Raw genomic sequence first — 21525 nt, forward strand, 5'->3', positions numbered from 1 at the left:
CAAAGTCGGCTCATGTCTTTTACATCCCATCTTTTCAAGATGAAACAGGCCACATAAACCCTTTGCATAGATTAGTCTAATGCTGCAATAGAGATTCCTTTTATCTTCCGGTATAAGTCAACAGCATAAACATCCGTCATACCAGATACAAAATCCAAAACTGCTCTGATTTTTGAATAGGTATCCTCTTGTTGACTATGGAATTGTGATGGAATCATCGCAACCACTTTCTTATCGAATAGGGATTTATTCGACTTTAAATAAGCAGGAACAAATTCTTCTAATAAAGCATTCATTACCTTAAAACCTGCTATCTCAATTTGCACTACGGCAGAAGCATTATAGATTTTCTTAACAGAAATCTTGGATATCAGTTCCATGTGTGCAACAATGTCCGAATCCAAAGCTTCCATCAATGGCTTTTGAAAAGTACCTGCTAAAAACTCCTCCTGATGTTGTACAAACAGATTAGCACAAGCATTAATCAAGGTATTGATAGCTTTCGCTCGTAATAAAGAAACCCGACTTGCAGGATCCTCTAGCGTAGCTAGTCGATCCTTTAAATTATCTTCTCCACAAAGGGGAATCAAGAGAGCCTCTACTTCTTCATAGGACAATATCTTCAAGTGATGTGCATCTTCCAGATCAATAATGTTATAGCAAATATCATCTGCTGCTTCCACCAAATAAACCAAAGGATGACGAACATATCCTCCAGGATTTGATGGATCTTTCTTTAAGCCCAACTCCTGAGCGATCTTTTCAAACACTGCTTTTTCAGCATCAAAGAAGCCATATTTCTTGCGGTGATGCGAACCTTTAATATGTCCATCAATGGCTGCACAAGGGTATTTAACAATCGCTGCCAAACTGGTATAGGTCAATGCAAATCCTCTAGGATCTTTTCCCTTAAAAGGATGCGTCAAGATCCGAAGGGCATTGGCATTACCTTCAAAATGAGTTAAATCTGCCCACTGCTCTTTGCTAACTAGCTCCTGGTACTTCATTCCTTTCCCATCGGTAAAGAACGAAGAGATGGCAGCTTCCCCGGAATGTCCAAAAGCTGGATTCCCTAAATCATGAGATAAACATGCTGCAGAAACAATATTGCCCACTTCCTGTAGGAACGGTGCCTCCTCATCAATATTCGGATTATTCTTTTTTACCAGATTATAGAATAAACGTCCCAAGGAACGTCCTACCGAAGCAACTTCTAAACTATGCGTCAATCGATTATGCACAAAGACAGCTCCCGGTAATGGGAATACCTGTGTTTTATTTTGTAATCTCCGGAATGGAGAAGAAAATATTAATCGATCATAATCACGTTGGAATTCCGAACGTGCATCAAATTGCTCATTTGGCACGCGGTCTTCATAACCCCAGCGCTTAGCAGAAATTAATTGTTTCCAGTTCATCTAAAAATCTTGGATTTAGGATAGCAAATATACGTTTTTAAAACCGGAGCTTATCCCTCTACTTGGCTTTTTCGGACGATAATACCCAAGATCAAATTCAATGGGTAAAGCAATTGCATGATCAGAAGAATGAACATGCCTCCCACAAAAAACTCACTTATCCTTGAAAAACTACTTTGTGCCTCTACATCGGCAGAAGTCATCCCATTCTTATGGTTAAGCAACTCAAAGTAATGACGCTCCAAAAATGAAAATGCACAAATATTAATAGCCAAAAAGATAAAACAGATTAAATGCATGCGGCTCCATACACTGGAGTAAAGCAAGTTTTTTGTGAATAAATAAAGTACAGCAAAAACCAAGGCTGTCAAGGAGAGCATCCAACAAACCATTCGTTCGGAAAGAACATAGGTTGTTCCAAAAAAATGCGCACTCGTCACGGAATCAATAGGTACTACTAAAACGGCATATAAAAAAAGAAAAAAACTTAGCAAAAAGAATAAAGCGTAAACCTTTGTCATGCATTTGATTTTTACCAAATTACGAAAATCAATTTTATTTTTAAAGGTTTTTGTCTTTGTGATGGACAAGCTAAATGCTTATCTTTAGGACATTAACATCCAGAAGCAATGACTACTTATAAACTACCTATAGTCCAAGGTTTTGAACATAAAATCAACCATAAAAACACACATTTAATTACTTTAAAAAATCGTGCTGGAATGGCCATTGCCTTAACCGATTACGGCGCTAGGTTAGTTAGTGCCTTAGTTCCGGATAAGCATGGGAACTTAATTGATGTCGTCCTTGGATTTGATTCTATCGAAGGGTACTTGCAAGCAAAAGAACAATACCATGGAGCAACCGTAGGTCGTTTCTGTAACCGCATAGCCAAAGGTAAATTTCACCTAGAAAGCAATGAATATAGCTTAGCCCTAAACAATGGCAACAATTGCCTACATGGTGGCATCGAAGGTTTTCATCGTAAGGTTTGGGATCGTCAAGTGAGCTTCAAAAAGTTAGTGGATTTCTACTACGTATCGCCAGATGGTGAAGAGGGTTTTCCAGGTGAGTTAAAGACTTCAGTTTCTTATGAATTGACCAATGAAAACGAAATCATCATTAAATTCCGCGCGACAACCGATGCCCCAACAGTACTCAATCTAACTAATCACGCCTATTTTAATTTGAATGGTGAAGGAAATGGTGATGTACTAAATCACCTCATTCAGATTAACGCAGATGAATTTCTTCCGATTGATGAAAACCAAATTCCAATTGGCAAACCGGAATCCATTGAAGAAACAGCATTCGATTTTAGACAAGCGAAGACTATCGCTCAAGACATCAATGCTCAAGACGATCAACTAGAATATGCTAATGGCTATGACCACTGCTACCTCAACAAGCAACCTATCAGTCAAGCCATCGCTAGCGCCTATTCCAAAGAAAGCGGTATTCTGCTGGAGGTTTTCACTTCCGAGCCGAGCATACATTTTTATACCGGTAATTTCCTGGCTGATGATGTAGGAAAATCTGGTCATCGTTATTTACGCTATGGCGGTTTCTGTTTCGAGGCACAACATTACCCAGACAGCCCCAATCACCCAGACTTCCCTTCTGTTGTCCTAAGACCAGGTGAAGTATTCCAAAGTGAGATCAGATATAAATTCAGTATACAGAAATAACAAAGGAGGCCTAGGCCTCCTTTCTAATTCTTATTAATTCCTGTTATAGGAATTATTTCAATAAATCTTGAAGTGCTTGATCAACCTTGTCAAATCCAAACTCTTGCTTGATTTGCTGGAACATTCTTTCTATTTGATGATTGCAAAGATTACCAATACTACCCTCATGGCTATGGTTCACCTCCTTAGCTGGCTTAAATCTTCCCTCTTCTATATCAATTCCTATCTGCTTATACGCTTCACGGAAAGGCACGCCTTTTAAAACCTCATTGTTCACTACTTCTACACTGAACAAATAGTCATATTTTGGATCATCCAAAATATTATCCTTGATACTGATATTTTCCAACATATACTTAGCAATCGCCAAACAATCATTAAGCGATTGAAACGAAGGGAATAAATTCTCTTTCAACAATTGTAAATCACGATGATAACCCACCGGTAGATTGGTAGTCATCATTGCGATTTCATTTGGAAGAGCCTGAATCTTATTACATCTGGAACGAATCAACTCAAAAACATCAGGGTTCTTCTTATGTGGCATAATGCTTGAACCAGTGGTCAAATGTGCCGGAAAGGAAATAAAGCCAAAGTTCTGGTTGATGAATAAAGTAACATCCATGGCAAATTTCGCTAAACTAGCTGCGATTGAGCTCATAGCTTGCGCTAAGATGCGCTCTGTTTTGCCACGTCCCATTTGTGCATAAACCACATTATAGTTCAAGTCTTCAAAACCTAACAATTGCGTGGTCATCGTTCTATTTAGGGGGAATGAGGAACCATATCCAGCTGCAGAGCCTAAAGGATTTTTATTACATACATTCCATGCAGCTTTTAAAAGCTGTAAGTCATCCACCAAACTCTCTGCATAAGCTCCAAACCACAATCCAAAGGATGAAGGCATCGCAATTTGCAAATGCGTATATCCTGGCATCAATACGTGTTGATACTTGTTGCTCAATAAAATCAGCTCTTGAAACAGTTCTTCTGTATTCTTGAAAATACTCTCAATTTCTGAACGAAAATAAAGTTTAAGGTCAACCAACACCTGGTCATTTCTAGAGCGACCGGAGTGGATTTTCTTACCTGCTTCGCCAACTCGCTGGGTCAGCATCATCTCCACTTGAGAGTGCACGTCTTCAACCGAGTCTTCAATTTGAAAATCTCCCGCTAGTATCTCTTTATAAATGTTTTTCAATTCTGCTTGTACCGCATCCAAATCCTCTTGATCCATTAATCCAATACTATGAAGCATTCGAGTATGTGCCAAGGAACCTAATACATCTGCACCAGCTAATTGTAAATCCATCTCGCGATCTTTACCAACGGTAAAAGATTCTACAAAGGAGTCAACATCTATATTTTTTTGCCAAATTTTCATTTTCTCAATCTTGTCGAACAAAAGTACCAATTAGAACAGAAATTTCAAGTTGTTATTATGAGGAATAAATTCCTGTGAAATTTCTCATGAATCGTCTTGACCTCTGTCCTTACCTATCAAAAATGAGGTTGTTTGACTTTATATTTTTACAAAATATTACAATTCCGAATCTTTTATTTTGAACTATCGCTGTTAAACATGCGTATTTCCATATAAATACATTCTTAGCAATTATTTAACACAAAAATAATCTAGCTATGGCGTTTTAGCAGTCCATTAAGACCTAAAATTTCCAATTATTCCTTGAATGATTCGACCGATCTTTTCTATTATTAATGCGCTTTATTATCAATTTATGGCTGATTTAAATAAATCATAATATAAGTAATCACTTACTTTTTTTTAAAAAACATTTGGTAGCAACCTATTTAAAGGACTATGTTTGTGATGTAAAGGGAGATGAAAAGAATACCAAAGTGAGTTTTTACTCACGCTAATAACCACCGAAACTAAACATGATAGACCAAAATGTCTTAAAACTTTGAAAGAAATTATTCTATCCAATTATAAACTAATTTTGATTAAAGACTTGTCACCATGCCCACGACAAGTCTTTTTTTTATGGACTATTTTTTCATAATCCAATTCTTGCAATAAAGCCCTTTTTCATGATAAAAAACACTTTTTGCTTAGATATCCCAATTGTTTACCGCATATCATGACCATGCTATAAAATATGATTTAGGCTATGTCCAACTTAGAGTACAAACTGAATATTAATTAATACAATTACGTAACATTAATGTAACATAAAACTAACAAGTGCGTATTTCGTGAATAAATTATTCATTAACACTTTAATTGCTATAATTCATTGATTTATCCATATTTTAAAATATACGCTAATAATTAAAATGACGAGTTTCTAAAAGTCTTACATAATTGGCATTGATATCGATATGAAGGCTAACATAAACAGATGCAATATTGAAAAAATTGGGGTTGCATTGTTTACTGAAACAATTACTTATAAAAAACAGAACTATGAAAAAATTTCTATTGGGGTTATCTTTCCTATTAGCTATTGCAATCACTGCAATTTCATGTAGCAAAGACAATGTTGGTAATGAGATTGTATTACCGGGCAAAGCCAACACATTCATCACGGCAAAATTTAAAACTGCCAAGGTGGTAAAGGTTTCTAAGGTAAATGACAATCTAACTAAAAAAGAATTCGAAGTAATCTTGGACAACGGGATTAAAATTGAATTTGACAAGGACGGGAATTGGGTAGAAATTGAAGCTGTAGAGGATGACCAATCCATCCCTTCGGAATTTGTTCCGGAGAAGATCTTAGCCTATTTAGCCATCAACTACCCAGGTTTAGGTGTCAACAGCATCGAAATTGAGGACGATGGTTATGAAATTGAATTGACAGATGGAACCGATCTTGACTTCGATTTACAGGGGAACTTTGTCAAGGTTGACGAATAACTAAACAAAAAACAATTCAAACAAGTGGAAGGCATCTCGATATCGGGATGCCTTTTTTCATTTTTAGGTGATTATTCCGCAAGTTGCCCTAATGCATTGGTTATTGCTTCATGCTAAATTCTTATATTTGTGCAACAAGATTACAATTCGGTAATCTTGCAATCGTAATATGATGGGAACAGAAAGTAAAAGACAACAACGATTTGCAGGGGTTATCCAACAGGATTTGGCGGAGATGTTTCAGCGTGATGGCAACGCTTGGGCACCGGGAGCCTTTATTACTGTCACCAAAGTAAGGGTAACACCAGACCTAGCAATCGCTCGCGTTTACCTTAGCTTCTTAAACACCAAAACGGCAAAAGAGGATATCGAACAGATAAAGAGCAAGAGCAATGAAATCCGTTATAAACTGGGAACGAGAATTAAGAACCAAGCACGTATTGTTCCTCAATTGGAATTTTTCCTTGATGACACCAATGAGTATGTTCAGCATATGGATAAATTATTTGATGAAATCAGCAAGGAACCTAGACAACCTGACGAAGACTAGAGCCTATTCGTATGGCTTACCTCTTGGATGAACAGAAAATAGCATTTCCCCATCCGTCCTTGGCGGATGAGGATGGCCTACTTGCCATCGGTGGAGATCTCCAACCAGCGCGTTTAATCCTAGCGTATCAACATGGAATCTTCCCATGGTACGATGAAGACAGTCCAATTCTGTGGTATGCACCATTAATGCGATTTGTCATTCCTTGTGAAAACATCCATGTTTCAAAAAGCTTGAAACAGGTCATCAAGTCAAAAAAATTCCGTGTAACAGCCAATCAAGATTTCCAAGTTGTCATTAAGAACTGCGCGGAAATAAGCAGAAAAGATCAAGCGGGAACTTGGATCATCCAAGAGATGATCGAAGCATATATCCGATTACATGAGCTAGGGATTGCCCATAGCATAGAGGTTTGGGAAAATGATGAACTGGTCGGAGGCTTATATGGTGTTTTGATTGGCCGGGTATTTTGTGGCGAAAGCATGTTCTCGAAGGTCTCTAATGCCTCCAAAATAGCATTAGTTCATTTGGCAACCTCCTACGACATCCAGTTAATAGATTGCCAATTCCCGACAGAACATTTATTAAGCATGGGGGCTTCATCAATGCCTCAAAAAGAGTTTCTATCTATCTTAGCAAAACAAGAAACAACTGCATATGGATTACAATAAACACTTTGATATTCCAAATGATATCCTCTACCTCAATACTCCAGGCAATGGTTTGCTGCCTAAAACCAGCAAAACATGGCGATTGGAGCGTGATATCAGCTTCTTTGATACCGCAAGTGATTTACGCGATAAGCAATTGGAATTCCTCGTTGGGGTTAAACAAAAAGTCGTCGACCTGTTTCATTCCAAATTTGAGCAGACTTTTTTGACCCCGAATTTCTCCTTTGGATACAATACCCTGATCGATCTATTGCCGAAGGGCTATCGGTATTTGGTTTTGGAAGAAGAATACCCTTCCCTGCAATATCCAATTGTAAACCGGAAATTGAATTATGTCCAGATCAAACCTTCCACGCAATTGGAAGAAGATCTTTCCGGAGCTATTAAATTCCATAAACCCGATGTATTGGTGCTCAGTATTGTACAATACATATCCGGTCTTAAGGTGGATCTAAACTTCATCAAGAAGCTGAAAAAAGAAAATCCTTCTCTTTTAATCCTTGCAGATGGAACACAATATTTAGGAACAGAACCATTCAATTTTACAGAATCAGGATTTGATGCGGTTGCTAGCTCAGGTTATAAATGGTTATTATCAGGATTTGGAAATGGATTTATCTGTTTAAGTGATCAGATAGTAGAATTAATACATGAACAAGCAAAGGATATCCCCAAACCTCAGGCTGCCATGTGGGCAAATAAATCACTTTTAAGCACCTATTTTGAACCGGGACACCAAGACACGCTGTCGCATGGTACCCTGGGACATTCCTTGACTTTTTTATCCGACATCGGATTAAACAATATTGAATCCCATCTTCAAGCCTTAAAAAAAGAGGCTTATCAATTACTGGGTGAGCGCGGTTGGCTATTACCGCATACCAAACGAGCCGTACAATCTTCAGTTATCAATATCCAAATTGACCCGAAGCTCTACCCCAACCTGTTAAATTCTGGTGTAAAATGTTTCCCTAGGGGAACAGGCATTCGCATAGGCTTGCATTTATACAACAACCTGGCGGATATACATCGTTTAATAAACATTTTAGAAAGTATACAATGAACTATAAAATAGGCGACCTCGTACGCTTCGTCGATGAACCAATCGAAGGACATATCACCTCTTTCCTTGAAAACGGATTAGTAGGTGTAACGGATGAAACGGGATTTGAAATCCCAGTGATGCAAAGTAAAATTACCTTAGTACATGGAAACATGCGTATGGAAGAAGATGATGAACCCGTACAGGTCAATCAAAATCTTCCTTTCATCGACAAAGGCATATTCCTTGGGCTAACCGGTGAACAAAAAGAGGGTCTAGTAAAATTCTACTTGGTCAATGAGACTTCTTATGAACTATTGGTCTCCGTTTCTGAGGTGAATGGGAATAAACGAACCGGAATTTTTGCCAATATCATCCCAGCTAGCGAGTACAATCAAATTTATACCGCAAACTTTTCAGCAATCAATAAATGGCCTACTCTGGAATTCCAAATTATCCGTAGTTCCAGAAAGTCGTATCAGGCAAATTCGCCAATCGAGAAATCCATCAAGGTTAAACCTCTAGAACTAATAAACTCCAAAGAACACTCAGAGGTATTACCAGAGAAAGCATGGCTTTTTGAACTGGATAAAATTGAAGAAAATATTGGCATTGATAAATTGAAAGCTCATTTTATCTCCCATAGACCACAGAAATAACCCTAAAGAATTAGTGGGTAGTGGTTTTTAGGAGACGACAGACAATAGACATCAGATAATAGAGTTAGGAGACGACAGACAACAGACATCAGATATCAGACATTGCGAAATCTGTTGTCTTTTGTCTGATATCTAACAGTCTCTTACAGAGGTTTTATTCGATACTCATACGGATCTCCTTCGGAACTTGTTCGGAACTCCTTCGGATCTCGTTCGGTTCCGACCGAACGAGATCCGAAGGAGTTCCGAACAAAATCCATATCAGATCCAAGGAAATTCCCTAAGAGTATCAAAGGAAAATGCAGGAAATATATTATGAATAATGAAGGAATGAGAAAATAAATGAGCGCCTTAGTGGAGTTTCTATTTATAAAGAATTAAACCATACCACATAGAAAAAGCCCAATAATCTGAAATTGATTATTGGGCTTTTTCTATAATTTGAATTGAAAGTCTATTTTACTTCTTGTTTTTCTACATTGGAATGCTTCGTTTTTCGCACAGAAATAAACAAAAGCAAAGCACCAAGGATCAAGGGAACCCAACCCCACTTCAAGTGAAGAGTCTTTGCCAATAAGCCATCGATTAATTTGATACCGAAATAATTATTTATTTGCAGGTATACTAAGATTAAGGAAAGGATGGTCCAAATGAATAATGCGGCAGCGACGAATCGGAATGCAGCTAACTTCCTGATGAAAAAGAAGAGCACGGACAATCCCAATAAACCATTTGTGATGACATATAGGGAGAAATCCACCTGATAGAGGTTCCAGTTGCCTTTAATAGGAACTTTTAGGAAGGGGCAGAATATAGCTGCTAAGAAAACGACAATAAAACCTAAGTAGGCTAATGGTTTGTATAAGCGCATGAGTATTAATTTTTTTCCAAATATGAACATTCGTCTTGAAATTCAGCTATGAGCAGTAAAAAATTATCGCTCAGAAGCGTAATAAGCGTCATAAAACGGACGTTCAAATTATGATTCTCATCACATAAAATCCGCGCTTTGATTTATAACGAACTATCAATCTGTAATTTAACAATAAATTAACATTATTTATAATCGTTCTAAATTCATTGTATTGACAGATTTTTGACAATATCACAAAGGTTTTAATCTACATTTGCAGTACAAAATTATTGGCGAAAGATTAAGCTTTGAAGAATTTAAAAGTTATAGCGTTTACCCATAAACATGTCGATCTAAAAGATTTGGGGAATTTGGTTATATGCAATGAGGAGTTGGATAATCGCCTTATTAACCTAAAAAACAACTTAGACATTCCGGAAATATTCTATATTGGCACCTGTAATCGTGTTGAGTTTGTTTTCTATGGTCCACATGAGTTAAGCGATGATTTTGTAGTACAATTTCTTGACAAGATGAATTTCTGTGTTCCAGCGGAGCGTATGCAGAATTATTTGAGTCAGGTTATTCGTTATTCCGGTCAGGAAGCATTGGAACATTTGTTCCGCACTTCTTGTTCCATGGAGAGTTTAGTAGTTGGGGAGAAAGAGATTTTGGCGCAGATACGTCGTGCATACGATCGTTGTAAAGCGGCGGGATTTACTGGAGACTTCTTACGTCTGATGATGGACCGTTTGGTTAAAACAGCAAAAGAAGTATATACCTACACCAATATTTCAAGAAACCCTATTTCAGTGGTTTCATTAGCTTACCGTAAGCTTCGTGAAGTAAAATTAAAGGACAACCCGAGAATCTTGGTTATAGGTTCTGGTGAGACGAACCAGAATTTAGCGAAGTATTTGAAGAAACATAAATACAGCAATTTCACCATCTTTAACCGTACAGTTGCGAATGCTGCAACGCTAGCTGCAGAATTACAGGCACCGGTCTACCCTTTATCGGAGTTAAAGAACTACAAAAAAGGATTTGATGTGATGATCACCTGTACAGGTGCCCCGGAGGCTATCATTCATGATGACCTATATCAATCTCTTTTAAACGGTGAAGACGATAAGAAGGTCATTGTTGACTTAGCCATTCCAAATGACATCGATGCAGAGATTATCGCTAAGCATCAGGTTCATTACATCGAAGTAAGCAGCTTACAGCAGATTGCGGAGAAAAACATCCAAGAGCGTTATTCGGAATTGGAAAATGCGGCTAAGATCATTGATCAAAATATCAAAGAATTTTTACCAATCCTAAAACAGCGTCGTGTAGAAGTGGCGATGAAGGAAGTTCCAGAGCAAATCAAGGCTATTCGTGAGTTGGCCATGACAGAAGTATTTGCCAATGAGATGGAACAACTTGATCCTCAAGCGCGCGAGATCCTGAACAAGGTGATCAATTACATGGAGAAAAAATACATCAAAGTACCCATGGTAATCGCAAAAGAGATCTTGGTAAAATCTGCTGAATCTGAAAGCAATTAATCATAAACATTTTATTTAAATATTCGGGGATTCTGACAATAAAAAGGCAGAACTAATAGGCTATTTCCTTAACTTTGACTCCGAATTATTAATTTGTAAATCTTTGAACGTGAATAGAAAATTAATTATCGGTACCCGAGGCAGTGAATTAGCTTTATGGCAAGCAAACTATGTAAAGGACCGATTAGCGGAGATTAATGTTGAAGCCGAATTGAAAATCATCAAAACCCAAGGTGATATCATCCAACATCTTCGTCTTGACAAACTAGAAGGCAAGGGATTTTTTACGAAAGAACTTGAAGAAGAGTTACTTTCTGGCGGCATTGACTTAGCCGTTCACTCACACAAAGATTTACCGACGGTAAACCCACCAGGATTAATCATTGCAGCAGTTTCAGAACGAGAAGACCCTTCGGAATTACTTATCGTTCATAAAGACTGTGTTGATATCAGTAAACGACTTTCCTTAAAACATAATGCGACCATAGGTACATCCTCCAACCGTAGAAAGGCACAATTACTGTCGCTACGTCCGGATTTGGAGTTTGATGACCTTCGTGGGAACTTACAAACACGTGTGCAAAAATTAAGGGATGAAAAATACGATGCGATCATGTTAGCAAAAGCAGGTATTGCACGTATTAATATGGATCTCTCTGACTTTCATTTAGAAGAGATCTCTCCGGTAGAAATTATCCCTGCTCCTGCTCAAGGAGTATTGGCTATTCAGATTCGTGAGTCCGATCAAGAACTATTTAATTTATTACAAGGTATTCATGATAAGGATGTGGCAGAAGCCATTTCCGTTGAACGGAAGGTATTGAATTTATTTGATGCCGGCTGTCATGCGCCTCTTGGCTCTTACTGCCGTAAAAAAGATGGTATGTTCCAATCCTGGACATCCATTGCAGATACCAATGAAGATTTTCCGGACCGAGTATTCCTTCAATCGGAAACAGTAGATGGTCTGGCAGCTAAGATATTTGAAAAATACAGCAAGGACCGTGCATTACCGACTTCGGTATTTATCACACGTGACCTAGCAGAAAATTCTTACTTAGGAAGATTTTTGGCGAAACATAACATACAGATTGATGCTCGTTCGTTGATCCGTATTTTCCCTACCATCAATAAATTAGATTCTTTTATTCTAAAACGTGCGGACTGGATCTTCTTCAACAGTAAGAATGCGATTGAGCACTTCTTTAAGTTGGAGCCATTGATTCTGAAGAAAACTAAGATTGCGGTTTTAGGTCGTGGATCAGAAGACACCTTACGTAAATTCAATCGCGTAGCGGATTTCTCTGGCGATAATTTAGGTATAGAAACAGAGGATATTGCTAAGGAATTTGCTAAAATGGTAAGTGGTCAGACGGTATTGATTCCTCGTGCAGAGGGTTCATTGATGACCATTCAAAAGGCCTTGACTCCAGAAACTAAAGTTATTGATATGCCGATTTACGAAACGGTGATCGAGGAGAATGTGGACAAAACGAATGCAGAAGTTATGGTATTTACCAGTCCAAGTAATGTTGAAGCTTATTTCCGTGAGAATTTAGCGGATCCAGATCAGAAGATCATCTGTATCGGACATTCTACAGCAGCAGCAATTGCGCACTTAGGATTAAAATATCATTTGCCATTCACCCCAGATGAAATTGGTTTATCGGAAGCTATATTCGGATTAGACTATAAAAAACATTAAAAAATACAATTAAGGGGGAATGCACCCCCTTTTTACATTAAATAAATTATCATGTTACATCGTCCTAGAAGAAACAGGAAATCGGCAGTTATACGCGATATGGTTCAAGAGAACCACTTATTTGCGGCCAACCTTATTTTTCCACTTTTCATTGTTGATGGAGATAATCAAAAAGTTGAGGTATCCTCAATGCCTGGCATCTACCGTTACTCGGTAGACAACCTATTGAGAGAAGTAGAGAGCTGTATGAAGTTGGGCTTAAAGGCTTTTGATTTGTTTCCTGCGGTTGAGGAATCTTTAAAAGACAAATATGCAACAGAAAGCTACCGTAAGGGTACTTTATATTTACGTGCAATAGAAGCTGTTAAAAAAGAATTTCCAGAGGCTTGTGTCGTGACAGACGTAGCTATGGACCCATATAGTTCTGATGGTCACGATGGTATTGTGGAGAACGGTGAGATCTTAAACGATGAGACCCTGGAAGTATTGGGAAAAATGGCATTGGCACATGCGGAATCAGGTGCTGATATCATTGCACCATCCGATATGATGGATGGACGTATCGGTTATTTGAGAGAAACCCTAGATGCTAATGGATTCAGCAATGTTTCATTAATGTCTTACACCGCAAAATATGCCTCGGCATATTATGGTCCATTCCGTGACGCTTTGGGTTCAGCGCCTAAAAAAGGTGATAAGAAATCCTATCAGATGAATCCGGCAAATAGTCGTGAAGCGTTAATTGAAGCGCAATTGGATGCCGAAGAAGGAGCAGATTTCTTAATGGTAAAACCGGGATTGCCTTATTTGGATGTAATCAAATTATTGCATGACAATTTTGATCTTCCAATCGCAGCATACAATGTATCCGGCGAATATGCGATGCTAAAAGCGGCAATTGCAAACGGATGGCTTTCAGAACAAGTGATCTTGGAAACCTTATTGAGTTTCAAACGAGCAGGAGCAACTTCCATCCTAACCTACCATGCCAAAGAGGTGTTGGAAAAAGGTTGGGTAAAATAAAACGATAAGAATAAGGGGAAGTTGTGTCAACTTCCCCTTATTTGTTTCAAATTAACCTATTCAAAGCCTAACAATTGATATTTTTAGTTGAGAAATCAATTAATTGGCTATTTTTGTAAGCTTAATAGCGAGCATTATTTATTATTTCATAAACATGGAACATACGCGAATAAAAGAATTATTAAAATCAGAAGAGTTTGGAAAAGAAGTTATTGTAAAAGGATGGGTTCGCACCTTCCGTAACAATCAATTCATTGCCATTAATGATGGCTCAAGCATCAATAATATACAAGCTGTAATCGATTTTGAAAATACCCCTGATGAGATTTTGAAAAGAATCACTACAGGTGCTGCCGTTCGTGTTAAAGGTAATTTAATTGAATCCTTAGGAAAGGGACAGCGTGTGGAAGTCAAGGCTACTGAAGTGAGTATCATCGGTGATTCTGATCCAGAGAAATACCCTTTACAGCCTAAAAAACACAGCTTAGAATTTTTACGCGAAATTGCACATTTACGCTTTCGTACCGGAACTTTCAATGCGATTTTCAAAGTACGTAATGCATTAGCATTTGCTGTCAATAAGTTTTTCCAAGAGCGTGATTTCGTTTACATGCATACACCAATCATTACGGGTTCAGATGCTGAAGGAGCAGGAGAAATGTTCCGCGTAACGACGTTGGATTTAAATAATCTTCCAAGAACAGAGCAGGGAGAAATCGATTTCAAAGAAGATTTCTTTGGTAAATCGACGAACCTTACGGTATCTGGTCAATTGGAAGGGGAACTTGCTGCATTAGCATTTGGAAATATTTACACCTTCGGACCAACATTCCGCGCTGAGAACTCCAACACTACTCGCCACTTAGCTGAGTTTTGGATGATCGAGCCAGAAATGGCATTCTATGAGTTGGAAGACAATATGGACTTGGCAGAAGATCTATTGAAGTATGTTATTAAATATGCTTTAGAAAACTGTCCAGAAGAAATTGAGTTCTTGAAAAACCGTTTATTGGAAGAAGAGAAATCCAAACCGCAACAAGAACGTTCCGAATTGAACTTAGTAGACAAATTAAACTTCGTATTGGAGAATGACTTTGTGCGTCTAACTTATACTGAAGCTATTGATATCTTATTAAAGAGCAAGCCTAACCAGAAGAAGCAATTCAAATATTTAATTGAAGGATGGGGTGCTGACTTGCAGTCGGAACACGAGCGTTACTTGGTAGAAAAACACTTCAAAAAACCGGTTATCTTAACAGACTATCCGAGAGAGATTAAATCTTTCTACATGAAACAGAACCCAGTGGATGCACAAGGCAGACAAACGGTTCGTGCCATGGATATCCTTTTCCCAGGAATTGGTGAGATGGTTGGTGGATCACAACGTGAGGAGAATTTAGAGAAATTGGTAACCAGAATGGCTGAAGTAGGTATTCCTACAGAAGAAATGGAATGGTTCCTAGATACACGCCGATTCGGTTCAGTACCTCACTCCGGTTTCGGTGTAGGATTTGAACGTTTGGTACTATTTACCACAGGAATGACTAACATCCGCGATGTAATTCCATTCCCAAGAACACCTAACAACGCAGAATTTTAACAAATACCATATTAAAGATAAAGACCGTTAAAAAACTAATTTTGGCGGTCTTTGTTTATCCTATAAGGAATATTTACTGTCAAACCAAGAAGAGTTATGTTACTAAAAATCTATAATGATAATCCAAGCCCAAAAGCCATTGAAGAGGCTGTAGAGGTACTTCGTAAAGGTGGTGTCATCATCTATCCTACCGATACGGTTTACGGGATGGGCTGTGACATAACCAACCAGAAAGCCATTGAGAAAGTTTATGCTTTACGTGGATTGAAGCCTGAGAAATCTAATCTTTCTTTTATCTGCTACGATTTAACGGATATTTCTCAATATACAAAGCCTTTTGACACCACAGTATTCCGTGTGTTGAAAAAAGCACTTCCTGGTCCTTTTACCTTTATTTTCAATGCGAGTTCACAAGTTCCAAAACTTCTGAGCTCAAAGAAGAAAACTGTCGGTATCCGTGTTCCTGATAACAACATCATCCGCGAGTTGGTGAAACAATTAGGACATCCTATTGTGACAACTTCCATTCATGATGATGATGAAATCATAGAATATTCTACCGATCCAGAATTGATTTATGAGAAATACCAAGATAAGGTAGATCTGGTTATCGACGGTGGATATGGTGATAACGTCGCTTCTACTGTTGTAGATTTAACTTCAGGTGATTTCGAAGTAATCCGTGAAGGGAAAGGCGATTTGGATCAATACTTATAAGCCCTGCTCGGCCCTTTCTTTTATGGCTTGATTAAATTGTTCGAAACCTTTTAGGGTACTGCCCATAATCATTTTCTTAAGCAGAGGCACTAGAATTCCAGAAAAGTTCTCTCCTTGAATTAATTTGGTGCTATTCTCGTTTATTTTTTGGAGTATGAAATAATGCTCCCCATCAAAAATACCCTTTACAATAAGGCTCCCACGCCATCGTAACTCCCGCTCCTTATCAATTTTTAGGAAAACGGGATTCATCTTCATGCTCTTTCCCCCAGGAGGACTCAAAAGCACTCCTATTCGAGACCCTACAGTTGGATTACCATAAAACTCCTTAATAAACTGGCTCCATTTAGGATAATCTTCAAATCGAGTCAAAATTTGCCATACTTTAGAAATAGGCGCTTGTATGATCTGTTGTGTTTCTATTGTCGTTTTCATAGAACAAAGTTAATTAGCATCTATTTTAAGCCACTTGACATTTATCAAGAATAAATATTTGTAAATTGAACATCAATAGCGAATTAACGGGCAATAAGATGGATATACAGGGCATATTAGGACGAATTAAGGAGGCGTTATCAGAAGTTTCCGGAGTAGAGGCTATCGTTTTAGGAGGTTCACGAGTTACAGGTACAGCAGGACCTCAATCGGATATCGACGTGGGCATTTATTATAATGCATCAATTTTTGATTTCGACGCATTAAATGTTGCAGCCAGCCGTTTGGATGATAGTCATCGAAAAGGATTAATAGGAAAAGAAGGTGATTGGGGGCCATGGGTTAACTTTGGCGCTTGGCTGCAGATCAATGAAATTGCCGTGGATTTAATCTTTCGGGATATCGCTCGTGTAAAGCAAGTGATTCAAGATACCAATCAGGGAACATTTCAGGCAAATTATCAGCCAGGACATCCTCATGCCTATATGAACTACATGTACCGAGGTGAATTGGCCTACAATAAAGTTATTTTCGCTCGTGAGGCTTCTTTCTCAGACCTTAAAATCCTAGCCCAACAGTATCCTTCTAGCCTACAACAAAACCTATTGCAATTCTTTGGCTTCGAAGCCGAATTTTATCTTATGCTCGCTAAAAAGAACTTGGGCAACCAGGATCCTTATTATTTTCATGGTTTACTGTTTAAAATGATTTCTGCTTTTAATCAGGTGATTTTTGCTAAAAACAAGGTGTATATGCTAAATGAAAAGAAAGCGGTACATCGGATTATGAGTTTTCAATTTGCACCGATTAACTATGCGGCAAGAATTGAGGAATTGTTTCATAATTTGAGTGAGAATCCACAAGAGAGCTTGAATATTGCCAAGTTGTTATTGATTGAGATCGAGTCATTGGTAGTGGTGAATTGAGGGGGAGACCGCTATCTCCTCACCCTACTCAGGGTTTCGGGGCTCATACCAAGGACTGATGCGATATACTGTAATGGCACTTGATTAAAGAGTTCTTTATTGTTTTCAAAATATTGTTTATAGCGTTCTTCGGCGCTTAGGGCAATAAAATTGAATATTCTGTTTTCCAATTGCATAAAGCATTTCGCTATAAAGCGTTTTTCAAGAACATTCCAGTTGGGGATTTCTTGTTCTAATTGTCGATAATCGGATTTACTGAGAGACCAGACAACTGCTGGACTTAAGGCTTCGATGGACCATAGTGCTGGTTGATCAAAGATGTAGGAGGATAAGTCAGTAATAAAATATCCTGCTCCTCCTATCCATTGAGTGACTTCCTTTTGCTCCGTCCATTTGAATACTCGGAAATAACCGGATTCAATAAAACTTAATCGGTCACATTGTTTTTCAGTCTCTAGAAATAATTCTTGCTTGTTAAATGATTCCCTTGTGAATTTGGAAACAATGAAATCTGCTTGATCTTCTGATAATTCAAATAACTGGAAGAGTTGTGCTTTAAAATTACTCATAGGCTGCGAATGCTTCTTGTTTTCCTTCTTTCATAAAGATAGGCAACATTGAAGATAATAATCGCAATGAAAATTAAGCTAAAGCCAATAATTTGAAAGCTATTGATGCTTTCCTTGTAATAAAATATCGCCAGGAAAAACGCAATTATAGGATTTACATAGAGTAAAATTCCTACAACGGATGAATCTAATCCCTTTAGGGCATAGATATTCAAAAACAAAGGTATAATCGTGTATCCTATAGCAATGATAAGTATGAAAGAATAAAATTCATTGGTTTTTGCTACAGAATGGTCAATTATCCCCAGTATAGGTAATAGTAAAATGGTACTCACCAAGATATGGATGGTCAGGGTAAAGAATTTATCAAGTTTGGATGCGTTCTTTTGTAAGACCAAATAAGCCGCGTAGGACAACGCTATAATAAAACTATAGAACAAGTCGATAAAGTGACCATAGGCCATTAGAAGGCAGCTAACAACGCTTAGACCCACAGCAAACCATTGACCTTTATTTAACCTTTCTTTTAGAAATATACTTGCCAATACGGTTGTGAGTATGGGGCAGATGAGATAGGCCAAAGAAGTGGCATTGACGGAGACAGCATTCATCACATAGATGAATAAAAACCAATTCATGGCTAGTAATAGTGCACTAGCAAAAATATTGATCAAAAGTTTGTTGCGATCTTTGCCGGCTAATGTTTTCAGGTATTGAATACTTTGAAGGGCTTGCTTTCTCCGAAAAAGAAAACAAGCTATTACGATGAAAAAGGAAGCAAAGAGTACTCGATGTAGGAGAATGTCTAAAGCAGCATAGGCACCTAATGGTTTTAGTACAAGAGCAAATGTTCCCCAGATAATAAAACCGGTGAGGGCAGAAAGATAATACTTCATAGGTTTGGTACGGAAAAAAGAATTATAGAATTACAAATTCTTCGATGACAACCTGGCCTACGTATTCATTAACGCGGCCAATAATCTGTCTACGCATCATCGCTAATTCATTCTTTATGACTGCAGATTCTACTTTTACAAATAGCTTTTTATCTCGAATATAGATTTGTTGGGTTCGGTTGGCGATTGCTTGTCCAATCAGTTCTGGCCAAGCGGCAACAATGGATGTTTCATCGAACTTCCTTCTCAAACGATAAACTTCTAAAAGTTTATCTACCGCTTGTTTGATGGTAATATCATCACTTCGGCGGAATGCATCATCCCTATTATACTTGCCCATTGACTTGACCTCCTTGAATATCAAAGATACGAATAGGCTGACCTATTTCTTCAAAAATTCTACGAATTCTATGTGCATCGGTATCTGTTAGGAACAACTGTCCAAATTCATCCTCAGAAACCAATTGCATTAATTTCTTGGTCCGGTTTTCATCTAGTTTATCAAAGATGTCATCCAAGAGAAGCAAAGGCTTAAATTGCTTTTTATCCTTAAAGAAAGCATATTGTGCCAACTTCAGGGCAATCAAGAATGATTTCTGTTGACCCTGTGAACCAAACTTCTTCAATGGCATGCCTTCATGAATGCTAAACAACAAATCGTCCTTATGAATACCTACACTAGTTCGTTCAAGTGCTCTGTCTTTTTCTAAACTCTCGTTTAATAGGACTAGGAAATCTTTGTTTTGCAATGGCGATTCATAAACAAGTGTTACTTGTTCGGCATCATCGGATAGGAACTGGTAATAGCGCATAAATTGAGGAAGAAATTCCTCCATGAATTGCTGACGCCTTGCATAGATTTGTTCACCAAATTCCACAAGTTGTAAATTCAGCACTTCCAAAAGACCCACATCAAAAACACCCTTCTCTCGAATATTCTTCAATAAGGTATTCCTTTGCAATAAAATTCGGTTGTAGTTTATAAGAATATCTAGATATCGATTATCTGTTTGGGAGATGACATTGTCAATAAACTTGCGTCGTTCCTCACTTCCCTCCATGATAATGGAAGTATCATTCGGGGAAATCATCACCAAAGGGAATTGTCCAATATGATCAGCTAGACGACCATATTCTTTTTTATTCTTCTTGAATTGTTTCTTTTGGTTTTTCTTGATACTGCAAGATACGGTATCACATAGCAATTCACGATCAAACTCTCCCTGTACCATAAACCAATCTTCCCCCTTTTTGATATGTTGTGAATCAATAGGGTTGAAAAAAGACTTACAGAGGGATAAATAATGAATGGCATCCAACAGATTGGTTTTACCAGATCCATTTTGCCCAGTAAAGGCATTGGTTTCTGGTAAAAAATCCAAGAAGGATTCCGTATAATTCTTAAAGTTTAATACAGATAAATGCTTTAACCACATAGGAAAGCAAAGATACTCTTTTTAGATGGGCTTATTTTATTTTACCTCTTCAAAATCGACAAACTCACCTGCGGTTTCAGTCCCTTTACCTTTTTTAGCTTTTGGGGGCATATAATCCACTTGAACACGACCGTCAGGTCTTGAGTCTCTATTTTTAAACTGGCTGAAAGGGTCTTGATAACGTCCTTGTTGAGGACCTTCATTGGCATACTGCCCTTGTTGACCGTTCATGATCTTCTCCGCTACTTTCTTCATGAAGAAAGGCAATAAAAGACGCATGCCGAATTTAAAAATATAGTAAAATACAACTATTGATATAAGGAAATAGATAAATGTCATTTCTAATGCTTTTTCTCAAATTTAATAAATAAATAGAAGCCTTGGAAGGCAAATTGTCAAGGAAATATCAGTTAACAATTTTTTAAGAATTCTTTTTCGCTTGTTCAATTGCCTGGAACAATTGAGCAGGTTGCTGAGAACCAATCACATAGATTAATCCATCTTTATCTGTTAACCAAACTGCATCCTTTCCTCCAGAATAGAAACGGATTTTACCGTTCTTATGCAAATTATAAACTGGGTTATTGAAAAAGTAGCTTGAGTACTTCTTTTTCTCTATTTTACTGATGGAATTTAAGTCAATCTTAACTAAAGAGGTAGTCCACAGTCCACTCAGGATAACATGGGTAGCAGTAACCTTCGTCCGGTAACTGATAAGGTATAACATGATGATGGAAACGATCAAAATACCAACCCCGACAATAAAAAATAGTTGTCTTGAGACCATGTGTTCCCAGTTAATGTAATAAGCGACAAAACAGAACAAGGCCAGGATTAAGCGAACACTTATCCAAGTCATGTCTCGTCCTAAGTACTGTTTTTCCTGAAATAAAGGTTGCTCTGTCATCT

At 37.8% G+C, this 21525-nt stretch carries 23 protein-coding genes; 12 read left to right on the plus strand and 11 right to left on the minus strand.

The features are described 5' to 3' along the window. Positions 1 to 71: 71 nt before the first annotated feature. Positions 72 to 1418 (minus strand): deoxyguanosinetriphosphate triphosphohydrolase, encoded by a 1347-nt coding sequence (locus ABD676_RS12885; RefSeq protein ID WP_344675116.1) that lies wholly within the window; start codon positions 1416 to 1418, stop codon positions 72 to 74. A gap of 50 nt (positions 1419 to 1468) precedes the next feature. Beyond that, the gene (locus ABD676_RS12890; RefSeq protein ID WP_344675117.1) at positions 1469 to 1939 is read right to left on the minus strand and encodes a hypothetical protein; all 471 of its coding nucleotides are present in this window, start codon (positions 1937 to 1939) and stop codon (positions 1469 to 1471) included. 108 nt (positions 1940 to 2047) lie between these two features. Between ABD676_RS12890 and ABD676_RS12895 the strand changes: the two genes are divergently transcribed. Next, on the plus strand, positions 2048 to 3106 hold the full coding sequence (locus ABD676_RS12895) for an aldose epimerase family protein (RefSeq protein WP_344675118.1): 1059 nt from the start codon (positions 2048 to 2050) through the stop codon (positions 3104 to 3106). A gap of 52 nt (positions 3107 to 3158) precedes the next feature. Here ABD676_RS12895 and argH read toward each other — a convergent pair whose 3' ends face one another. After that, complete coding sequence (gene argH, locus ABD676_RS12900) at positions 3159 to 4490, minus strand: argininosuccinate lyase (protein WP_344675119.1); 1332 nt, start codon at positions 4488 to 4490, stop codon at positions 3159 to 3161. Between the two features lie 1044 nt (positions 4491 to 5534). Between argH and ABD676_RS12905 the strand changes: the two genes are divergently transcribed. The 5 genes from ABD676_RS12905 to ABD676_RS12925 all read left to right on the plus strand — a co-directional run bounded on the left by ABD676_RS12905 (position 5535) and on the right by ABD676_RS12925 (position 8906). Continuing rightward, positions 5535 to 5984: a PepSY-like domain-containing protein gene (locus ABD676_RS12905; protein ID WP_344675120.1), complete on the plus strand. Its 450-nt coding sequence runs from the start codon at positions 5535 to 5537 to the stop codon at positions 5982 to 5984. A gap of 172 nt (positions 5985 to 6156) precedes the next feature. Beyond that, complete coding sequence (rbfA, locus tag ABD676_RS12910; RefSeq protein ID WP_344675154.1) at positions 6157 to 6534, plus strand: 30S ribosome-binding factor RbfA; 378 nt, start codon at positions 6157 to 6159, stop codon at positions 6532 to 6534. 11 nt (positions 6535 to 6545) lie between these two features. Continuing rightward, positions 6546 to 7205, plus strand: a complete 660-nt coding sequence (gene aat, locus ABD676_RS12915; protein ID WP_344675121.1) for a leucyl/phenylalanyl-tRNA--protein transferase — start codon at positions 6546 to 6548, stop codon at positions 7203 to 7205. Then, complete coding sequence (locus ABD676_RS12920; RefSeq protein WP_344675123.1) at positions 7192 to 8268, plus strand: aminotransferase class V-fold PLP-dependent enzyme; 1077 nt, start codon at positions 7192 to 7194, stop codon at positions 8266 to 8268. The genes aat and ABD676_RS12920 overlap by 14 nt, the downstream gene beginning before the upstream one ends. Beyond that, entirely contained in the window at positions 8265 to 8906 is a 642-nt protein-coding gene (locus ABD676_RS12925; protein ID WP_344675124.1) for a hypothetical protein, read from the plus strand. Before ABD676_RS12920 ends, ABD676_RS12925 begins: the two co-directional genes overlap by 4 nt. Before the next feature lie 454 nt (positions 8907 to 9360). Here the strand turns inward: ABD676_RS12925 and ABD676_RS12930 are convergent, their stop codons facing one another. Further along, positions 9361 to 9777, minus strand: coding sequence for a hypothetical protein (locus ABD676_RS12930; protein WP_344675125.1), 417 nt, complete (start codon positions 9775 to 9777; stop codon positions 9361 to 9363). 290 nt (positions 9778 to 10067) lie between these two features. On the opposite strand from ABD676_RS12930, the gene hemA reads away from it, so the two are divergent. The 5 genes from hemA (at position 10068) to ABD676_RS12955 (ending at position 16354) form a co-directional block, all read left to right on the plus strand. Beyond that, a complete protein-coding gene (hemA, locus tag ABD676_RS12935) occupies positions 10068 to 11309 on the plus strand; it encodes a glutamyl-tRNA reductase (protein ID WP_344675126.1) in 1242 nt (413 codons plus the stop codon). A 109-nt stretch (positions 11310 to 11418) separates the two neighbouring features. Beyond that, entirely contained in the window at positions 11419 to 13014 is a 1596-nt protein-coding gene (gene hemC / locus ABD676_RS12940) for a hydroxymethylbilane synthase (protein WP_344675127.1), read from the plus strand. Between the two features lie 51 nt (positions 13015 to 13065). Next, positions 13066 to 14037, plus strand: coding sequence for a porphobilinogen synthase (gene hemB, locus ABD676_RS12945; protein ID WP_344675128.1), 972 nt, complete (start codon positions 13066 to 13068; stop codon positions 14035 to 14037). A gap of 154 nt (positions 14038 to 14191) precedes the next feature. After that, positions 14192 to 15637, plus strand: a complete 1446-nt coding sequence (gene asnS / locus ABD676_RS12950; protein ID WP_344675129.1) for an asparagine--tRNA ligase — start codon at positions 14192 to 14194, stop codon at positions 15635 to 15637. A 96-nt stretch (positions 15638 to 15733) separates the two neighbouring features. Then, positions 15734 to 16354, plus strand: coding sequence for an L-threonylcarbamoyladenylate synthase (locus ABD676_RS12955; protein WP_344675131.1), 621 nt, complete (start codon positions 15734 to 15736; stop codon positions 16352 to 16354). Here the strand turns inward: ABD676_RS12955 and ABD676_RS12960 are convergent. After that, positions 16349 to 16789 carry an SRPBCC family protein gene (locus tag ABD676_RS12960; protein WP_344675132.1) on the minus strand — a complete coding sequence of 147 codons (441 nt, stop codon included), beginning with the start codon at positions 16787 to 16789 and terminating at the stop codon, positions 16349 to 16351. The two genes, ABD676_RS12955 and ABD676_RS12960, sit on opposite strands and share 6 nt — an antisense overlap. Before the next feature lie 65 nt (positions 16790 to 16854). Here ABD676_RS12960 and ABD676_RS12965 point away from each other — a divergent pair, with 65 nt between their 5' ends. Then, positions 16855 to 17715, plus strand: coding sequence for a nucleotidyltransferase domain-containing protein (locus tag ABD676_RS12965; protein WP_344675133.1), 861 nt, complete (start codon positions 16855 to 16857; stop codon positions 17713 to 17715). Between the two features lie 11 nt (positions 17716 to 17726). Here the strand turns inward: ABD676_RS12965 and ABD676_RS12970 are convergent, their stop codons facing one another. From ABD676_RS12970 to ABD676_RS12995, 6 genes are all read right to left on the minus strand, one after another. Continuing rightward, positions 17727 to 18284: a Crp/Fnr family transcriptional regulator gene (locus ABD676_RS12970; protein ID WP_344675134.1), complete on the minus strand. Its 558-nt coding sequence runs from the start codon at positions 18282 to 18284 to the stop codon at positions 17727 to 17729. Then, positions 18281 to 19180 carry an EamA family transporter gene (locus ABD676_RS12975; RefSeq protein WP_344675135.1) on the minus strand — a complete coding sequence of 300 codons (900 nt, stop codon included), beginning with the start codon at positions 19178 to 19180 and terminating at the stop codon, positions 18281 to 18283. Before ABD676_RS12975 ends, ABD676_RS12970 begins: the two co-directional genes overlap by 4 nt. Positions 19181 to 19202: 22 nt before the next feature. Beyond that, the gene (locus ABD676_RS12980) at positions 19203 to 19520 is read right to left on the minus strand and encodes a DciA family protein (protein ID WP_344675136.1); all 318 of its coding nucleotides are present in this window, start codon (positions 19518 to 19520) and stop codon (positions 19203 to 19205) included. Then, positions 19507 to 20616, minus strand: coding sequence for a DNA replication/repair protein RecF (recF, locus tag ABD676_RS12985; protein ID WP_344675137.1), 1110 nt, complete (start codon positions 20614 to 20616; stop codon positions 19507 to 19509). The genes ABD676_RS12980 and recF overlap by 14 nt, the downstream gene beginning before the upstream one ends. 36 nt (positions 20617 to 20652) lie before the next feature. Further along, complete coding sequence (locus ABD676_RS12990; RefSeq protein WP_344675138.1) at positions 20653 to 20955, minus strand: DUF4834 family protein; 303 nt, start codon at positions 20953 to 20955, stop codon at positions 20653 to 20655. An 82-nt stretch (positions 20956 to 21037) separates the two neighbouring features. Then, positions 21038 to 21523, minus strand: a complete 486-nt coding sequence (locus ABD676_RS12995) for a hypothetical protein (protein ID WP_344675139.1) — start codon at positions 21521 to 21523, stop codon at positions 21038 to 21040. Positions 21524 to 21525 lie beyond the last annotated feature (2 nt).

Source organism: Sphingobacterium kyonggiense (assembly GCF_039536825.1).
Lineage (GTDB): Bacteria > Bacteroidota > Bacteroidia > Sphingobacteriales > Sphingobacteriaceae > Sphingobacterium > Sphingobacterium kyonggiense.